This window comes from Streptomyces sp. RKAG337 (assembly GCF_023701715.1).
Taxonomy (GTDB): Bacteria; Actinomycetota; Actinomycetes; order Streptomycetales; family Streptomycetaceae; genus Actinacidiphila.
This window is the reverse complement of sequence record NZ_JAJOZA010000001.1, coordinates 1,851,579-1,868,468: the sequence shown is the minus strand read 5'-3', so window position 1 is coordinate 1,868,468 and position 16,890 is coordinate 1,851,579. Positions and strand designations below refer to the sequence as shown.

General features: G+C 71.9%; 14 protein-coding genes and 1 pseudogene. 8 read left to right on the top strand and 7 right to left on the bottom strand.

Annotated features, from left to right (window positions below; all coding sequences use genetic code 11):
* Positions 1-132: 132 nt before the first annotated feature.
* The gene (locus LNW73_RS08165; RefSeq protein ID WP_250989488.1) at positions 133-1,578 is read left to right on the top strand and encodes an aldehyde dehydrogenase family protein; all 1,446 of its coding nucleotides are present in this window, start codon (positions 133-135) and stop codon (positions 1,576-1,578) included.
* Positions 1,579-1,654: 76 nt separating this feature from the next.
* On the opposite strand, the gene LNW73_RS08160 is transcribed toward LNW73_RS08165, so the two are convergent.
* The 4 genes and pseudogenes from LNW73_RS08160 to LNW73_RS08145 form a co-directional block, all read right to left on the bottom strand.
* The gene (locus tag LNW73_RS08160) at positions 1,655-2,413 is read right to left on the bottom strand and encodes an anti-sigma factor (RefSeq protein ID WP_250989487.1); all 759 of its coding nucleotides are present in this window, start codon (positions 2,411-2,413) and stop codon (positions 1,655-1,657) included.
* A pseudogene (locus LNW73_RS08155) lies at positions 2,410-2,996 on the bottom strand (sigma-70 family RNA polymerase sigma factor). The gene LNW73_RS08160 and the pseudogene LNW73_RS08155 overlap by 4 nt, the downstream one beginning before the upstream one ends.
* A gap of 68 nt (positions 2,997-3,064) precedes the next feature.
* Entirely contained in the window at positions 3,065-3,706 is a 642-nt protein-coding gene (locus LNW73_RS08150; RefSeq protein WP_250978000.1) for a fasciclin domain-containing protein, read from the bottom strand.
* A gap of 88 nt (positions 3,707-3,794) precedes the next feature.
* A complete protein-coding gene (locus LNW73_RS08145) occupies positions 3,795-5,384 on the bottom strand; it encodes a molybdopterin-dependent oxidoreductase (RefSeq protein WP_250989486.1) in 1,590 nt (529 codons plus the stop codon).
* A 226-nt stretch (positions 5,385-5,610) separates the two neighbouring features.
* On the opposite strand from LNW73_RS08145, the gene LNW73_RS08140 reads away from it, so the two are divergent.
* The 7 genes from LNW73_RS08140 (at position 5,611) to LNW73_RS08110 (ending at position 14,775) form a co-directional block, all read left to right on the top strand.
* Complete coding sequence (locus tag LNW73_RS08140) at positions 5,611-7,551, top strand: acyl-CoA dehydrogenase family protein (protein ID WP_250989485.1); 1,941 nt, start codon at positions 5,611-5,613, stop codon at positions 7,549-7,551.
* 110 nt (positions 7,552-7,661) lie between these two features.
* Positions 7,662-8,909: a 1-deoxy-D-xylulose-5-phosphate reductoisomerase gene (gene dxr / locus LNW73_RS08135; RefSeq protein ID WP_250989484.1), complete on the top strand. Its 1,248-nt coding sequence runs from the start codon at positions 7,662-7,664 to the stop codon at positions 8,907-8,909.
* A complete protein-coding gene (locus LNW73_RS08130; RefSeq protein WP_250989483.1) occupies positions 8,906-10,225 on the top strand; it encodes a M50 family metallopeptidase in 1,320 nt (439 codons plus the stop codon). The genes dxr and LNW73_RS08130 overlap by 4 nt, the downstream gene beginning before the upstream one ends.
* A gap of 95 nt (positions 10,226-10,320) precedes the next feature.
* Positions 10,321-11,475 carry a flavodoxin-dependent (E)-4-hydroxy-3-methylbut-2-enyl-diphosphate synthase gene (gene ispG / locus LNW73_RS08125; RefSeq protein ID WP_250989482.1) on the top strand — a complete coding sequence of 385 codons (1,155 nt, stop codon included), beginning with the start codon at positions 10,321-10,323 and terminating at the stop codon, positions 11,473-11,475.
* Positions 11,476-11,599: 124 nt separating this feature from the next.
* Complete coding sequence (locus LNW73_RS08120) at positions 11,600-12,445, top strand: GNAT family N-acetyltransferase (protein WP_250989481.1); 846 nt, start codon at positions 11,600-11,602, stop codon at positions 12,443-12,445.
* Positions 12,446-12,461: 16 nt separating this feature from the next.
* Positions 12,462-13,019 (top strand): GNAT family N-acetyltransferase, encoded by a 558-nt coding sequence (locus LNW73_RS08115; RefSeq protein WP_250978007.1) that lies wholly within the window; start codon positions 12,462-12,464, stop codon positions 13,017-13,019.
* 70 nt (positions 13,020-13,089) lie between these two features.
* Positions 13,090-14,775 (top strand): proline--tRNA ligase, encoded by a 1,686-nt coding sequence (locus tag LNW73_RS08110; protein ID WP_250989480.1) that lies wholly within the window; start codon positions 13,090-13,092, stop codon positions 14,773-14,775.
* A 13-nt stretch (positions 14,776-14,788) separates the two neighbouring features.
* On the opposite strand, the gene LNW73_RS08105 is transcribed toward LNW73_RS08110, so the two are convergent.
* The 3 genes from LNW73_RS08105 to LNW73_RS08095 form a co-directional block, all read right to left on the bottom strand.
* Positions 14,789-15,733 carry an aminoglycoside phosphotransferase family protein gene (locus LNW73_RS08105; RefSeq protein ID WP_250989479.1) on the bottom strand — a complete coding sequence of 315 codons (945 nt, stop codon included), beginning with the start codon at positions 15,731-15,733 and terminating at the stop codon, positions 14,789-14,791.
* Positions 15,734-15,842: 109 nt separating this feature from the next.
* On the bottom strand, positions 15,843-16,271 hold the full coding sequence (locus LNW73_RS08100; RefSeq protein WP_250989478.1) for a ferritin-like domain-containing protein: 429 nt from the start codon (positions 16,269-16,271) through the stop codon (positions 15,843-15,845).
* Positions 16,272-16,275: 4 nt separating this feature from the next.
* Positions 16,276-16,812: a hypothetical protein gene (locus LNW73_RS08095; RefSeq protein WP_250978011.1), complete on the bottom strand. Its 537-nt coding sequence runs from the start codon at positions 16,810-16,812 to the stop codon at positions 16,276-16,278.
* Between the last annotated feature and the right edge of the window lie 78 nt (positions 16,813-16,890).

Here is a 16,890-nt window from a genome sequence, read left to right as displayed (position 1 = left end):
CAACGGAGTACCCGCCACGAGCGGTACTCCGCAGTGGACAAACGCCCCCGCGCCCCGCCCGGCCTACCGTGGATGTACGTGATCGATCACCACCCATCGGGATCACCACCCCATCGGAAGGGCCGGGCCGCTGTGAGCACCCCCACCGCATTCTGGCTCGCCGGCCGCAAGGCGACCGGCGAGGACAGCTTCGACGTCACCAACTCGTGGGACGGCCGGGTCGTCGGCACGGTCAGCGTCCCCACCGAGGCCCAGGTCGAAGAGGCCGTCGCGGCCGCCGAGGCCGTACAGGCCGAGTTCGCCGCGACCCCGGCCCATGTGCGGTCCGCCGCGCTCGACCTCGTCGCCAGGCGGCTCGCGGAGCGCACCGAGGAGATCGCCCGGCTGATCACCGCCGAGAACGGCAAGCCGATCAAGTGGGCCCGCGGCGAGGTCGGCCGGGCCGTGTCGGTGTTCCGCTGGGCCTCGGAGGAGGCCCGCCGCTTCAACAGCGGCGAGGCACAGCGGCTGGACACCGACGCCGGCGGCGTCGGCCGGCTGGCGCTGACCCGGCGCTTCCCGCGCGGCGCCGTGCTCGGCATCGCGCCCTTCAACTTCCCGCTGAACCTCGTCGCCCACAAGGTCGCCCCGGCGATCGCGGTCGGCGCGCCGATCATCCTCAAGCCCGCCCCGGCGACCCCGCTGTCGGCCCTGGTGCTGGGCGAGATCCTCGCCGAGACCGGTCTGCCGGCCGGCTCCTGGAGCGTCCTTCCGGTCCCCAACGACCGGATGCCGGCCCTGGTGCAGGACAAGCGCCTGCCGGTGATCTCCTTCACCGGTTCCGACAAGGTCGGCTACCAGATCATGGATTCGGTGCCGCGCAAGCACACCACCCTCGAACTGGGCGGCAACGCCGCGGCCGTGGTGCTCGCCGACTGGTCCTCCGAGGAGGACCTGGAGTGGGCGGCCACCCGTATCGCCACCTTCGCCAACTACCAGGGTGGCCAGTCCTGCATCTCGGTGCAGCGGGTGATCGCCGACGCGTCGGTCTTCGACGTGCTCGCCGAGAAGGTCGTCGCCAAGGTCGCGGCCCAGGTCACCGGTGACCCGTCCGACGACGCCACCGACGTGGGCCCGCTGGTCGACGAGAACGCCGCGAAGCGCGTCGAGTCCTGGGTCGACGACGCGGTCGCCAAGGGCGCCAAGCTGCTCACCGGCGGCACCCGCGAGGGCGCCTCGTACGCCCCGACGGTGCTCACCGAGATCCCCGCCGACGCGATCCTCGCCACCGCGGAGGTCTTCGGCCCGGTCCTGTCGCTGCAGAAGGTCGACGGCGCGGACGAGGCGTTCGCGGCCGTCAACGACTCGAACTACGGCCTGCAGACCGGTGTGTTCACGCACGACCTGCAGACCGCCTTCCGGGCCCACCGCGAGCTGGAGGTCGGCGGCGTGATCATCGGCGACGCGCCCTCGTACCGCGCGGACCAGATGCCGTACGGCGGCGTGAAGGACTCCGGTGTCGGCCGTGAGGGCGTCTCGTACGCCATGGCCGACTACACCTACGAGCGGGTCCTCGTCCTGACCGGCCTGGATCTCTGAGACCGACGGACCACCCTCCACCGGCCGGGGCGCATGTGCGGTGCGCCCCGGCCGGTTTTTTCCTGCCCTGATCCGGTCAGGAAGGGATCGGTACGACCATGACCGGCGGTCCCGACGGGGTGGGTGAACCGCCCGACGGTTCCACGGTCACCCCGACCGCGTCGGCGCCCCTCGGGCCGCCCGCCAGGAGCTGCGCCCCGTCGGTGCGGCCCGGAGTGACGAGACCGGCCGGGATCATCGAGCCGTTCTGGCTGTACCAGAGCTGGTAGACCCGCGAAGTGCCCAGCGGCGGCAGGTCGTGGTAGACGAACGCCGTCCGTCCGAGCCGCTGCGAGGAGACCACGGTCGCCCCGCCGCCGCCCCGCATCGAGCCGGTGCGCAGCGTGGCGTCGGGCGCCGCCATCAGCGTCTCCAGATCGGAGGCGCGCTGTTCCGCCTGGACGTTGCCGTCCCGCGCCCGGTCGGCGTCCCGCTGGGCCTGGACGGCCCAGACCCCGGCGCCCGCGGCGATCGCCAGACAGGCCGCGACGGCCAGATACGGCAGCCGCTGCCGCCACCGCGGGCCGCGCAGCGGCACCACGACGGGTTCGACGACCAGGGGCGGCAGCTGCCGTACCTCGGGCAGCGACCACATGACGCGGTCCCGCAGCCCCGGCGGCGGCACCTGCGCCACCGCGAAGGCCAGCCGGGTCGCGGTCTCCCGCAGCTCGCGCACCTCCTGGGCGCAGGCGGGGCACTCGGCGAGATGCCGGGCGAACTCCGCCGCCTCCGCGGGGGAGAGGGCGTCCAACGCGTAGGCGCCGGTCAGTGTGTGCAGATCGGCGGAATCGTTCACGACGTCACCCCCAAGCAGTCCCGCAGACGGATGAGCCCGTCCCGGAGACGGGTCTTGACCGTGCCGAGCGCCGTTCCCAGCACATCGGCGGTTTCCCGGTAGGTATATCCCCGGTAGTAGGCCAGGTTCACCGACTCGCGCTGGAGTTCGGTCAGCTGTCCCAGACAGCGGCGCACCTGTTCGCGCTCCAGCCGCCGCTCCACCTGCTCCGCCACCTCGTCGAAGGCGGGGGTGTGATCGCGGACCGCGGCCCGCTGCTCGCGGTCGGCGGAGGCCTGAGCGGAGCGCACCCGGTCGACGGCCCGCCGGTGGGCGAGCGTCATGATCCAGGCCATGGCGCTGCCCCGGCCGGGGTCGAAGCGGGCGGCGCTGCGCCACACCTCGATCAGCACCTCCTGGGCGACCTCCTCGGACTGCGCGGGATCGCGCAGCACGCGGTGGGCCAGCCCGAGCACGGAACCGGCAACAGCCGTGTAGACGCTGTCGAACGCCTGCTGGTCCCCCTGGAGACCCGTTCGAGCAGGGTCTCCAGGCTTCCGGGGCCCGGCGCCACGGGTCCGTTGTCGCGGGCTACCGCGTGCATGCGCACCTCCGAGCAATGGTTGTCACCATTGATTCGTAGCCGGGGCCCCGGCGGATTGGCCGTTCCGGTCAGGAAACCGGCGGCATCAGAACGGTGTCGACGATGTAGACGTTGGCGTTGGCGGTCTTGACGTTGCCACAGACCACGTTGCTGGTGCCGTTGACCTTGTAGGACTCGCCGGACCCCTTGGTCATGAGGGACTGCTTCTCCAGTGTGGGGAACATACCGTTGTTGAGCTGGTTCGGGGTCAGCGGCTGCCCGACCACGTGGTACGTCAGGATCTTGGTGAGCGTGTCCTTGTCGTTCAGCACCTTGTCCAGGTCGGCCTGCGGGATCTTGGCGAAGGCGTCGTTCGTCGGCGCGAAGACCGTGATGTTCTGCGCGCTGTTGAGGGTGTCGACGAGACCGGCCTTCGTCACCGCGGTGACCAGGGTGGACAGCGCGGGGTTGTGCGAGGCGGCGGTGGCCACCGGGTCCTTCGCCATGCCTTCGAAGCTGCCCGAGCCGTCCTTCGGCACCCCGGCGCAGGCCGGGCCGAAGGGCGCGGACGCGTTCGTCGTGCCGCCGCCGGCGGCCGGTGCGGTGGCGTTGCTGTTCGCCGCGTTGCTCTTGTCGCTGCCGCTGTCGGAACAGGCGGACGCGGTGACGGCGAGGACGGCCGCGGCGGCCGAGGCGAGGGCGGCACGACGGAAGCGGGTGGTGGTGTACATGACAGATCTCCTCATGGGGGTTCCCGGTTGACCGGGTGGTGATGGTGGGCGTGACGATGGGGGGTGCCGGTGGCGTGGTGCGCGGAGCTCACTCCACGGTGACCACCACCGAGTGCCAGCCCGTCGAGCCGTCGGGCACGGTGCCCTGCCGGTCGCCGGTCTGGGTCCGGCCGGTGCGGTCCGTCGCGCGGACCTCGATACGGTGCGAACCGGGCTTGGCGTCCCAGAGGTACGACCACTGGCGCCAGGTGTCGGCGGTGTCCTCCGTGGCGGGCCGGGCGGCCTGCCACGCACCGCCGTCGATCCGCACCTCGGTCTTGTCGATGCCCCGGTGCTGGGCCCACGCGACGCCCGCGACGGGCACCGGGCCCGCCTTCAGGGAGGCGAAGGGCCGCGGGGTGTCGATCCGGGACGACGTCTTGATGGGCGCCTGCGGGGACCAGCTGCGCCGGACCCAGTAGGCGTCGAAGTCGGCGAACGTGGTCAGTTCCAGGTCGATCAGCCATTTGCAGGCCGATACGTAGCCGTAGAGCCCGGGGACGAGCATCCGGACCGGGAAACCGTGGGTGAAGGGCAGCGGCTCGCCGTTCATCCCGACCGCGAGCATCGCGTCCCGGCCGTCGAGGACCGTCTCGACCGGGCTGCCGAGCGTCATCCCGTCCACCGAGCGCGCCACCAGCTGGTCGGCGGGTCCGCCGGCGGACGGCGGACGCACCCCGGCCTCCTTCAGGAGGGCGGCGAGCGGCACCCCGATCCACCGGGCGTTGCCGATGTACGGTCCGCCGACCTCGTTGGACACACAGGTCAGGGTGATGTCCCGCTCGATCAGCGGGCGCCGCAGCAGGTCCTGATAGGTGAACTCCAGCGGCTCGGTGACGCCCTTCCCATGGATCCGCAGCCGCCAGCTGGTGGCATCCACCTGGGGAACGGTGAGAGCGGTGTCCACCCGGTAGAAGGACGCATTGGGCGTCGTGAAGGGCCGCATCCCGGGGATCCGGAGATCGGCGCCAGCGGGTACCCGCCCCGCCGCCGACTGCGGGGCGGGCAGTTTCACGGAGTCGCGGGACGCGACGGCCGCGGCATTGGTGGAGTTCAGCCGCCGTCCGACGGTGCCGCCGACGGCGGAGAACGCGGCCGCCGCGGACGCGGCGATCAGGAACCCGCGCCGGTCGAAGGCGCCGACCGGCTGTACGGAGTTCTCCGTGCCGTCCGTGACGGGCGGGCCCTGGCCGCGGATCCGGCCGGCCAGCAGCCACAGCACCGCCGCCCCGGCCAGTGCGCCGACGAGCGACGGAAACGCGTCCGTCCACACACCCACCGGCCGCCGGACCGCCGCCACCGCGCCGACCGCGCCGAAGACCGCCACCCCGGCGACTCCCGCCGGCCGGTGGTGGACGGCGAGCACACCGACGACCGCCGCGAACAGCGCCAGCGCCGCCACGATGCCCAGTTGCAGCACCAGCTTGTCCGAGGTGCCGAAGTGCCGGATCGCCCAGTTCTTCACCTCGACAGGAGTCGCGTCGATCGCCGTTCCGCCGATCGCCGTCACCGGCGACGCCTGCGGTCCGACGGCGATGGCCACCAGCTCGGCGGCGGCGAGCGAGACGGCAGCCGCCAGTTCTCCGCTCACCGCGCCGAGCAGCAGCTCGCGCATCCTGTTCCGTTTCACAGAGGGCATTCGGAGCGAGTCGTGAGCCGGATTGGTCCCTCACCCGATCGGGTGAGCCGACGCGCCCGTGCTCCCGGCCGGTGCTGCGCGGGGGGTGGTGGCCGCACGGGAATTGGGGTAGATACGGGCAAGTAGCACCGATCGGTAACTCGGCGACCCCGGTAGCGCGCTGACCCGGGTCTCCCGGCGGCCGACCGCGCCCGTACATCCCGACTCCGCGGCGAGGTGAGCCCTCTTGACCGCACCATCCGCACACAACGTTTCTGAACGCGAGGCCCGGCAGGTGGCCGAGGCCGCCCGCGAACAGGACTGGCGGAAGCCCAGCTTCGCCAAGGAGCTGTTCCTGGGCCGCTTCAGGCTCGATCTGATCCATCCGCATCCCCTGCCGGCGCCCGACGACGTCCAGCGCGGCGAGGAATTCCTCGCCAAACTCAGGGACTTCTGCGAGACGAAGATCGACGGGGCCCGCATCGAACGCGAGGCGCAGATCCCCGACGAGGTCATCAACGGGCTCAAGGAGCTCGGCGCCCTCGGTATGAAGATCGACACGAAGTACGGCGGCCTGGGCCTCACCCAGGTGTACTACAACAAGGCCCTCGCGCTCGTGGGCTCCGCCAACGCCTCGATCGGCGCGCTGCTCTCCGCGCACCAGTCCATCGGCGTGCCGCAGCCGCTCAAGATGTTCGGCACCACGGAGCAGAAGGAGACCTTCCTTCCACGCTGCGCGCGCACCGACATCAGCGCCTTCCTGCTCACCGAACCCGACGTCGGCTCCGACCCGGCCCGGCTGGCGACCAGCGCGGTGCCCACCGAGGACGGCTCCGCGTACGTCCTGGACGGCGTCAAGCTCTGGACGACCAACGGCGTCGTCGCCGACCTGCTGGTCGTCATGGCGCGGGTGCCGAAGTCCGAGGGGCACAAGGGCGGCATCACCGCCTTCGTCGTCGAGGCGGGCTCCGAGGGCGTCACCGTCGAGCACCGCAACGCCTTCATGGGGCTGCGCGGCCTGGAGAACGGGGTCACCCGCTTCCACCAGGTCACCGTCCCGGCCGACCAGCGCATCGGCCCCGAGGGCGCCGGCCTCAAGATCGCCCTCACCACCCTGAACACCGGCCGCCTCTCGCTGCCCGCGATGTGCGTCGGCGCCGGCAAGTGGTGTCTGAAGATCGCCCGCGAGTGGTCGATGGAACGCGAGCAGTGGGGCAAGTCCATCGCCAAGCACGAGGCGGTCGGCTCGAAGATCGCCTTCATCGCGGCGACCACGTTCGCCCTCGAAGCGGTTCTCGACCTGTCGTCGCAGATGGCCGACGAGGACCGCAACGACATCCGGATCGAGGCCGCCCTCGCCAAGCTCTACGGCAGCGAGATGGCCTGTCTGATGGCCGACGAACTCGTGCAGATCCGCGGCGGCCGCGGCTTCGAGACCGCCGCGTCCCTCGCCGCCCGCGGCGAGCGCGCCGTCCCCGCCGAGCAGGTGCTGCGCGATCTGCGCATCAACCGCATCTTCGAGGGCTCGACGGAGATCATGCATCTGCTGATCGCCCGCGAGGCGGTCGACGCCCACCTGTCCGTCGCGGGCGACCTCATCGACCCCGACAAGAGCCTCGGCGACAAGGCGAAGGCCGGCGCCAGGGCCGGCGGCTTCTACGCCCGCTGGCTCCCCAAGCTCGTCGCCGGCGCCGGCCAACTGCCCACCTCGTACGCCGAGTTCCACCCGGACGGCTACCCGGACCTGGCCACCCACCTGCGGTACACCGAGCGCAGCGCGCGCAAGCTCGCCCGTTCGACGTTCCTGGCCATGGCGCGCTGGCAGGGCCGGATGGAGACCAAGCAGGGCTTCCTCGGCCGCATCGTCGACATCGGGGCGGAGCTCTTCGCGATGAGCGCGGCCTGCGTACGCGCCGAGATGCTGCGCTCGTCGGGCGAGGAGGGCAGGCCCGCGTACCAGCTCGCCGACGCCTTCTGCCGGCAGTCCCGGATCCGGGTCGAGGAGCTCTTCACCCGGCTGTGGTCCAACACCGACGACCTGGACCGGAAGGTCGTCGACGGCGTGCTCGGCGGCACCTACACCTGGCTGGAGGCCGGCATCGTCGACCTCAGCGGGGACGGCCCCTGGATCGCCGACGCCACCCCCGGCCCCGCCAAGACCGAGAACGTCCACCGCCCCATCCGCTGACCCCATCCGCTGGACCGGCCCCCGCGTACCGCTCCGCCCGCGGACCCCGCCGGGACCCGACACCCGCATCCCCTGTCCGAGCTGACAGGGGATGCGGCCACAATGGGGGGATGACGGACTCCCTCGCAGACCCGCATCACCGCGAATTCGCGGCCGCCGCCGACACCGACGGGCCCCGGGACATCGTGATCCTCGGCTCCACCGGTTCGATCGGCACCCAGGCCATCGACGTGGTGCTGCGCAACCCCGACCGCTTCCGCGTGGTGGCGCTGTCCGCCGCCGGCGGCCGGATCGAGCTGCTCGCCGAGCAGGCCCACCAGCTGCGGGTACGGACCGTGGCCGTGGCGGACGAGGGCGCCGTCGAGCCGCTGCGGCAGGCGCTCGGCCGGCACTACGGCGCCGGCGAAACCCTCCCCGAGATCCTGTCCGGGCCGGACGCCGCGACCCGGCTCGCCGCGAGCGAGTGCCACTCGGTCCTCAACGGCATCACCGGTTCGATCGGGCTGCGCCCGACGCTGGCGGCCCTGGAGGCCGACCGGGTGCTGATCCTCGCCAACAAGGAGTCGCTGATCGTCGGCGGCCCGCTGGTGAAGGCGCTCGCGAAGCCCGGGCAGATCATCCCGGTGGACTCCGAGCACTCCGCGCTCTTCCAGGCGCTGATGGGCGGCACCCGCGAAGAGGTCCGCAAGCTGATCGTCACCGCCTCCGGCGGCCCGTTCCGCGGCCGCACCAAGGAGGAGCTCGCCGGCGTCACCCCCAAGGACGCACTCGCGCACCCGACCTGGGACATGGGCCCGGTCATCACGATCAACTCCGCGACCCTGGTCAACAAGGGCCTGGAGGTCATCGAGGCGCATCTGCTCTACGACATCCCCTTCGACCGGATCGAGGTCGTCGTCCACCCGCAGTCGTACATCCACTCGATGGTGGAGTTCGCCGACGGCTCGACGCTGGCCCAGGCGAGCCCGCCCGACATGCGGATGCCCATCGCGCTCGGCCTCGGCTGGCCCCGGCGGGTGCCGGACGCCGCACCCGCGTTCGACTGGTCGAAGGCGTCGACGTGGGAATTCTTCCCGCTGGACGACGACGCGTTCCCAGCGGTGGCTTTGGCGCGACATGTAGGTAGCCTCGGTGGCACCGCACCCGCGGTGTTCAACGCGGCGAACGAGGAATGCGTCGATGCGTTCCTCGCCGGCCGGCTGCCCTTCACGGGGATCGTGGACACCGTCGCCCGGGTGGTCGAGGAACACGGCCATCCGGATCCGGGAACTCGGCTGACCGTCGAGGACGTCCTTGAAGCGGAAGCGTGGGCACGGGCCCGCGCACGGGAACTGGCTACGGAGGCTGCACGGGTATGACGGCACTCATGTGGGGCGTCGGGATCGCCATCTTCGTCATCGGTCTGCTGTTCTCCATCGCCTGGCACGAGCTCGGCCACCTCTCCACCGCCAAGCTCTTCAAGATCCGCGTGCCGCAGTACATGGTCGGCTTCGGGCCGACGATCTGGTCGCGGCACAAGGGCGAGACCGAGTACGGCTTCAAGGCGATCCCGCTCGGCGGCTACATCCGCATGATCGGCATGTTCCCGCCCGGCCCGGACGGGAAGGTCCTGGCCCGTTCCAGCTCGCCGTGGCGCAGCATGATAGAAGACGCCCGCTCGGCCGCGTACGAGGAGCTGCAGCCCGGCGACGAGACGCGGATGTTCTACACGCGTAAGCCGTGGAAGCGCGTCATCGTGATGTTCGCCGGGCCGTTCATGAACCTGATCCTGGCGGTGGCGCTCTTCGCGGTCTCCCTGATGGGGATCGGCGGAAACGTCGCGACCACGTCGATCGGCAGTGTCGCGGAGTGCGTGGTCAAGGCCTCCGCGGCGACCGACAAGGCCACCAAGGCCGAGGTCTGCCCGAAGAACGCCGAGGCCCCGCCCGCCAAGGCCGCCGGCTTCAAGGCCGGGGACAAGATCGTCTCCTTCAACGGCAAGCCGGTCGGCGACTGGGACGCCCTGTCGGACCAGATCCGCGACACCATCGGCCCGGCCACCGTCGGCGTCGTCCGGAACGGGCAGCAGCTCACCCTGCACCCGAACCTGGTCAAGAACACGGTGAACAAGAAGGACAGCGACGGCTACCCGATCAAGGGCCAGTACGTGGACGCCGGGTTCCTCGGCTTCAGCCCGGCCAACGGCGTCAGGACGCTGACCCTCGGCGAGTCCGCCGACCGCATGGTCTCGATGACCAAGAACTCGATCCGCGGTATCGCCGACATCCCCTCGAAGATCCCCGCGCTGTGGGGCTCCGCCTTCCAGGGCAAGGAGCGCACCGTCGACCAGCCCGTCGGCATGGTCGGTGTCGCCCGGATCGGCGGCGAGGTCTTCTCACTGAAGATTCCCGCGACGCAGCAGATCGGCGTCATGATCAACCTGCTCGCCGGCGTGAACCTGTCGCTGTTCCTGTTCAACATGCTGCCGCTGCTCCCGCTCGACGGCGGTCACATCGCCGGCGCCCTGTGGGAGTCGCTGCGCCGCAGGCTGGCCAAGCTCACCCGGCGCCCGGACCCGGGCCCCTTCGACGTGGCCAAGCTGATGCCGGTCGCCTATGTCGTCGCGGGCATCTTCATCTGCTTCACCGCACTGGTGCTCGTAGCGGACGTAGTCAATCCGGTGACGCTTTCCTGACGGATGCCGGAGACGTGGGCGGGTTGCCGTAACCTCGGTAAACGGAGCCCGCCCACGCCGGGACCTTGTTCCACACCCTTGGGGATGCCAAGCACATGACCGCGATTTCGCTCGGAATGCCCGACGTTCCGATCAAGCTCGCCGACCGCCGCCACAGCCGCAAGATCCAGGTCGGGTCGGTCGCGGTGGGCGGGGACGCGCCGGTTTCGGTCCAGTCCATGACGACTACGGTGACGGCGGACATCGGGGCGACGCTCCAGCAGATCGCCGAGCTCACCGCTTCCGGCTGCCAGATCGTGCGGGTGGCCTGCCCCACGCAGGACGACGCCGACGCGCTCGCCACCATCGCCAAGAAGTCGCAGATCCCGGTGATCGCGGACATTCACTTCCAGCCGAAGTACGTCTTCGCGGCGCTCGACGCCGGCTGCGCGGCCGTCCGCGTCAACCCCGGCAACATCAAGCAGTTCGACGACAAGGTCAAGGAGATCGCGAAGGCGGCGGCCTCGGTCGGCACCCCGATCCGGATCGGCGTCAACGCGGGCTCGCTGGACCGCCGGCTGATGGAGAAGTACGGCAAGGCCACCCCCGAGGCGCTGGTGGAGTCCGCGCTGTGGGAGTGCTCGCTCTTCGAGGAGCACGGCTTCCATGACATCAAGATCTCGGTGAAGCACAACGACCCGGTCGTGATGGTCAACGCCTACCGGCTGCTCGCCAGCAAGTGCGACTACCCGCTGCACCTCGGCGTGACCGAGGCCGGTCCCGCCTTCCAGGGCACCATCAAGTCCGCCGTCGCCTTCGGCGCGCTGCTGTCCGAGGGCATCGGCGACACCATCCGCGTCTCGCTCTCCGCTCCGCCGGTCGAGGAGATCAAGGTCGGGATCCAGATCCTGGAGTCGCTGAACCTCAAGCAGCGCCGCCTGGAGATCGTCTCCTGCCCGTCCTGCGGCCGTGCCCAGGTCGACGTCTACAAGCTCGCCGACCAGGTCTCCGCCGGCCTGGAGGGCATGGAGGTCCCGCTCAGGGTCGCCGTCATGGGCTGCGTCGTGAACGGCCCCGGTGAGGCCCGCGAGGCCGACCTCGGTGTCGCGTCCGGCAACGGCAAGGGCCAGATCTTCGTCAAGGGCGAGGTCATCAAGACCGTGCCGGAGTCGAAGATCGTGGAGACCCTGATCGAAGAGGCGATGAAGATCGCCGAGCAGATGGAAGCGGACGGCATCGCGTCCGGCGAGCCCCAGGTCAACGTGAGCTGACCGGGGAAAGCCGCTGAGGCCACCTCCGCGAAACCCGCCTCCGCGAGGTAAAGTGCGAAGATCTACCCCCGGCCGTGCAGCCGGGGTACCCCCGCCCCCCGCGGCCTGTAGGTGAGGCGCACACGTGTTGACGACGACGACCGCGAAGGTCCTGGAGGCCGGCGAACTCGACGCCGCCCTCGAAGTGCTCGACCGCGACCCCGTGTCCAACGCGTTCGTCGCCTCCCGCGTGAACGTCGCGGGCCTGGACCCCTGGCGCCTCGGCGGCGAGATGTGGGGCTGGTACTCCGGTGGCCGGCTCACCTCCCTCTGCTACGCCGGCGCCAATCTGGTGCCGATCTGCGCGGGCCCCGAAGCCGTCCGCGCCTTCGCCGAGCGGGCCCGCCGGGCGGGCCGCCGCTGCTCGTCGATCGTCGGACCCGCCGAGCCCACCACCGAACTGTGGTCGCTGCTCGAACCCAGCTGGGGCCCCGCCCGGGAGATCCGCGGCCGCCAGCCGCTGATGACCACCCGGGCGCTGCCCGCCGGCATCACCCCCGACCCCCTCGTCCGGCGCGTCCGGCGCGACGAGATGGATGTGATCATGCCCGCGTGCGTGGCCATGTTCACCGAGGAGGTCGGCATCTCCCCGCTCGCGGGGGACGGCGGGCTGCTCTACCAGGCCCGGGTCGCGGAACTCGTCACCGCCGGACGGTCGTTCGCCCGCATCGAGAACGGCCGGGTGGTCTTCAAGGCCGAGATCGGCGCCGTCACCCGGCACGCCTGCCAGATCCAGGGCGTCTGGGTGGCACCGGAGTACCGGGGGCAGGGCCTGTCGGAGGCCGGTATGGCCGCCGTGCTGCACTACGCGCTGCGGGATGTGGCCCCGGTCGCCAGCCTGTACGTCAACGACTTCAACGCACCCGCCCGTGCCGCCTACCGCCGGGTGGGATTCACCGAGGTCGGAGCCTTCATGAGCGTGCTGTTCTGACGTAATGTCCCGTCCCATGGAAGATGTCGTGGTCGGCCGTCTGGACCTCGAGGAACGGGTCGACGAGGCCCTCGCCGTACAGGCCCTCGCCTTCGGCCTCGACGACGACGAGATCGCGATCCGCCGCCAGATCGTCGTGCGGCACCTCGCCTGTCCCGGTGCCCGCGCCCTCGGCGCCACCACCGAGGACGGACGGCTCGTCGGCTTCGTCTACGGCATGCCCAACGACCGCGCGCACTGGTGGTCCACGGTCGTCCAGCCGTATCTGCGCCACCGCGGCACCGAGCAGTGGCTCGACGGCTCCTTCGTCATCACGGAGCTGCACGTACTGCCCGCCTTCCAGGGGCTGGGCATCGGACGGCAGCTGATCACCACCATCACCGACACGGCCACCGAGCCGCGCAGCATCCTCTCCGCGATCGACGTCGAGAGCCCCGCCCGCCGGCTCTACCGGACGCTCGGCTACCAGGACCTGGCCCGGCCCGTGCACTTCCCCAGCGCGACGAGCCCGTACGCGGTGATGGGCGCGCCCCTGCCGCTGCGCCGCCCGGACCGGCCCCGGGATCCCGCATAACGCATTTCCGTGCCGCCGGACGGGCTGGATATCCTCGCGGGAATCCCCGTCAAGCCCCTGGAGAGCCACCATGGTCCTGCGCATGTCCCGTCTGATGCTCAAGACACTGCGCGACGACCCGGCCGACGCCGAGACCGCCAGCCACAAGCTGCTGGTCCGCGCCGGTTTCGTCCGCCGCTCGTCGGCGGGCGTCTGGATCTGGCTGCCGCTCGGCAAGCGGGTCCTGGAGAACGTCTCCCGCGTCGTCCGCGAGGAGATGGACGCCATCGGCGGCCAGGAAGTGCTGCTGCCCGCGCTGCTGCCGCGGGAGAACTACGAGACGACCGGCCGTGCCGGCGAGTACGGCGACCTGCTGTTCCAGCTCAAGGACCGCAAGGGCGCGGACTACGTCCTCGGCCCGACCCACGAGGAGATCTTCACCCAGGTGGTGAAGGACCAGTGCACGTCCTACAAGGACCTGCCGGTGATCCTCTACCAGATCCAGACGAAGTACCGGGACGAGGCCCGCCCGCGCTCCGGCGTGCTGCGCGGCCGCGAGTTCCAGATGAAGGACTCGTACTCCTTCGACACCACGGACGAGGGGCTGGCCGAGGCGTACCGGGCGCACCGCGACGCGTACATCCGGATCTTCACCCGGCTCGGCTTCGACTACCGGATCGTCTCCGCGGTCTCCGGCGCGATGGGCGGCTCGGCATCCGAGGAGTTCCTCGCCCCGGCCGCGGCCGGCGAGGACACCTTCGTGGACTGCCCGGCCTGCGAGTACGCGGCGAACACCGAGGCCGTCACCACGGTCGTGCCGCCCGTCGAGGGCGTGGCGCACGGCCCCGTCGAGGAACTCGACACCCCCGACACCCCGACCATCGAGACCCTCGCCGCGCACCTGGACGTCCCGGCGTCCGCGACGCTGAAGAACCTGCTGGTGAAGGTCGACGGCAAGATCACCGCCATCGGCGTGCCCGGTGACCGCGAGGTCGACCTCGGCAAGCTCGGCGAGCACCTCGCCCCGGCCGTCGTCGAGCTGGTCACCGCCGAGGACTTCGAGGGCCGCCCCGAGCTGGTCCGCGGCTATGTCGGACCGCAGGGCCTGGCCATCGACTACATCGCCGACCCGCGCATCGCCCCCGGCACCGCCTGGATCACCGGCGCCAACAAGAACGGCAAGCACGCCCGCAACGTCGTCTGCGGCCGGGACTTCGAGGTCGACCGCTACCTCGACGTCGTCACCGTGCGGCCCGGCGACCCCTGCCCGCGCTGCGGCGCCGGACTGCGGCTGGACCGTGCGATCGAGATCGGTCACATCTTCCAGCTCGGCCGCAAGTACGCCGACGCCTTCCAGCTCGACGTGCTCGGCCAGCAGGGCAAGCCGGTGCGGGTGACCATGGGCTCCTACGGCATCGGCGTCTCCCGCGCGGTCGCCGCCCTCGCCGAGCAGACCGCCGACGGCCAGGGCCTGTGCTGGCCGCGCGAGGTCGCCCCGGCCGACGTGCACCTCGTCGCGGCCGGCAAGGCCCTGCAGACCGAGCTGGCGCTGGAGGTCGCGGAGAAGCTGCACGCCGCGGGCGTCCGGGTGCTGCTCGACGACCGGGCCGGCGTCTCGCCGGGCGTGAAGTTCACCGACGCGGAGCTCATCGGCGTCCCGCAGATCCTCGTCGTCGGCCGCCGCGCGGCCGAGGGCGTCGTGGAACTGAAGGACCGCCGGTCGGGCGAGCGGGTCGAGCTGACGGTCGACGAGGCGCTGGCCCGGCTGACCGGCTGATCCGCGGCGAGACCTACAGCCAGCTGGCGAACTCCAGCAGGAGTTCGCCGGCCTGGCTGTCGCCGACCGACAGCGACCAGACACCCGCCTCGACGGCCCGGAAGTGGCTCCAGCCGCGCAGCCGCTCCGGGTCCACGTCGAGCGCGGCGCCGAGCTTGGCGACCCGGCGGCGGGCCGCTGCCTGCGGGCCAGGGGAGGCGGCCAGCGTCTCGACCCGGTCCCGGACCAGCCAGGCCAGGTCGTACGCCCGCTCGCCGACCAGCGGCTTGGGGTCGATGGCCAGCCACGGGCTGCGTTCGGCGGCCAGGACGTTGCCGTGGTGGTAGTCGCCGTGCAGCAGCACGTCCTCGGCCGGGGTGGCCAGCAGCTGCTCGCGCAGCGCCAGCGCCTCGTCGATGAGCGGGCGCACCTCCGCGGCCCAGGGCTGCTCACGGCGCTCCCGCAGGTGTCCGGCGAGACCGGCGGTGCAGTCGGCGACCGAGGTGAACGGATGGCCCTCGGCCGGCGCCACCCACAGCCGCTGCAGGGTGGCCGTCGCCTCGAGCATCGCCTTGGGCTCCGGGAGGGAGCGCAGCGACACCTCGCCCTGCAGCCGCTCCAGCAGCATCGCGCCCTGGGCGGGTTCCGCGCGCAGCAGCCGGACCGCGCCGCGGCCGTCCCAGTGGGCGAGCGCCGCGTGCTCGTGCTCGGTCTCGGGGGTGACCATGCCCAGCTTGAGCACGGCGGGGGTGCCGTCCGCCGTCCGGACGAGCACGATCATGCTGATCTGGCCGCCGGGGGTGAACACCCGCTCCGGCCGCAGTTCCCACCGCTCCAGCGTGTCGGCCACCCGGCCCGGCAGCGCCGCGAGCCACTCCCGGCCGGAGTCGCCCTCCCAGGCCCCGATCGTGCGGACCAGCCGGTCGGGCGGGTCCAGCGGAATGGTGCCGGGGCCGCCGGGCTGCGGTGCTGAAGCCATGGTTGTGCTGTCCCTCCGTGGATCTTTCGCGGGCGAGCGTCCCCGCGGGGGATGCCTTCCCGTTCTGCCGTGCCGTACAGCCCTGACACGGCTCTTTACGGTGCGGCTCTCACGGTGCGCTCCGCTCGGCCAACCCGGGGAAGGCTACGCTGCCGCCGCGCCACCGCACGGCACGCACCGCCGCCTCGCGCAGCGCTCCGGCCGCGTCCCGGCGCTGCGCCCCGGTGGCCGCGCGCACCAGGTCCCCGTACACACCGGCGACCCGGTCCTCGATCACGGCGGCCAGCCGCACGGCCGCGGCGCTGTCGGTCACCGGGAACGGCAGCGCGTACCCGGCGTCCGCCGGCACCGGTTCCGCGCCGAGGTCCCGTACGGTGCGGCTCAGCGCGTCGCGGCGGGCGCGGTGCGAGTAGTAGGCCGCGCGGGCGTCGGCGGCGCGCGGCTTCGCGACCCGGGCACCGATCACCCCGTAGGCGTAGGCCGCGGCGTGTTCCGCGGCGAGCGCCGCCTGGACCGCGTCCAGGGTCCGCTGTGTCATCTGCTCAGCCCTTCCCCGTCAGCAGGACGACGTGCGCCGCCCCGGCGGCGGCCACCGAGGCGAGCAGCCGGGCGAGCTCGGGCGGTGCGTCGAGCAGCGCGGTGGCGCGGGCGTCCGCGAGCCGGCGTTCGGCGTCGGCGAGCGCGCCGAGCGTGGGGGGAGCGGTGGCGGCGCTGGTGCCGGGGGCACCCGGTGTTCCGGCGGGGGCCGGCTTCGGCGCGGTCGCGCCGAACGCCTGGGCGTGCCGGGCGACTTCGGCCCGCAGCGGCGCCAGCCGCGCGGTGAGGTCGGGCCGGGCCGCGAGGAGACCGTCGTAGCGTGCGAGGAGTGCGGTGCTGTCCGCCGCGGCCCGCGCCCGCAGCGCGGCGCCCGGCACGGCCGGGGGAGTGTCCTTCAGGGTGTCCGCCGCGGCCGGGGTCCCGCCGGAACAGCCGGTGGCGAGCCCGGCCAGCGCCGCCAGCCCGCCCGCGCCGACGACCAGCGGCACACCGGCGGCCGAGGCCAGTACCGTCCGTCTGCCCGGCGTCGCTCTGTCTGTCACCGCGCCCCCTCCCGTGATCACGGACCAGAGCGTACCGGGCGGTGGCCGGGCCCGGCCCGGGCGACGGTGGCCGGCCGG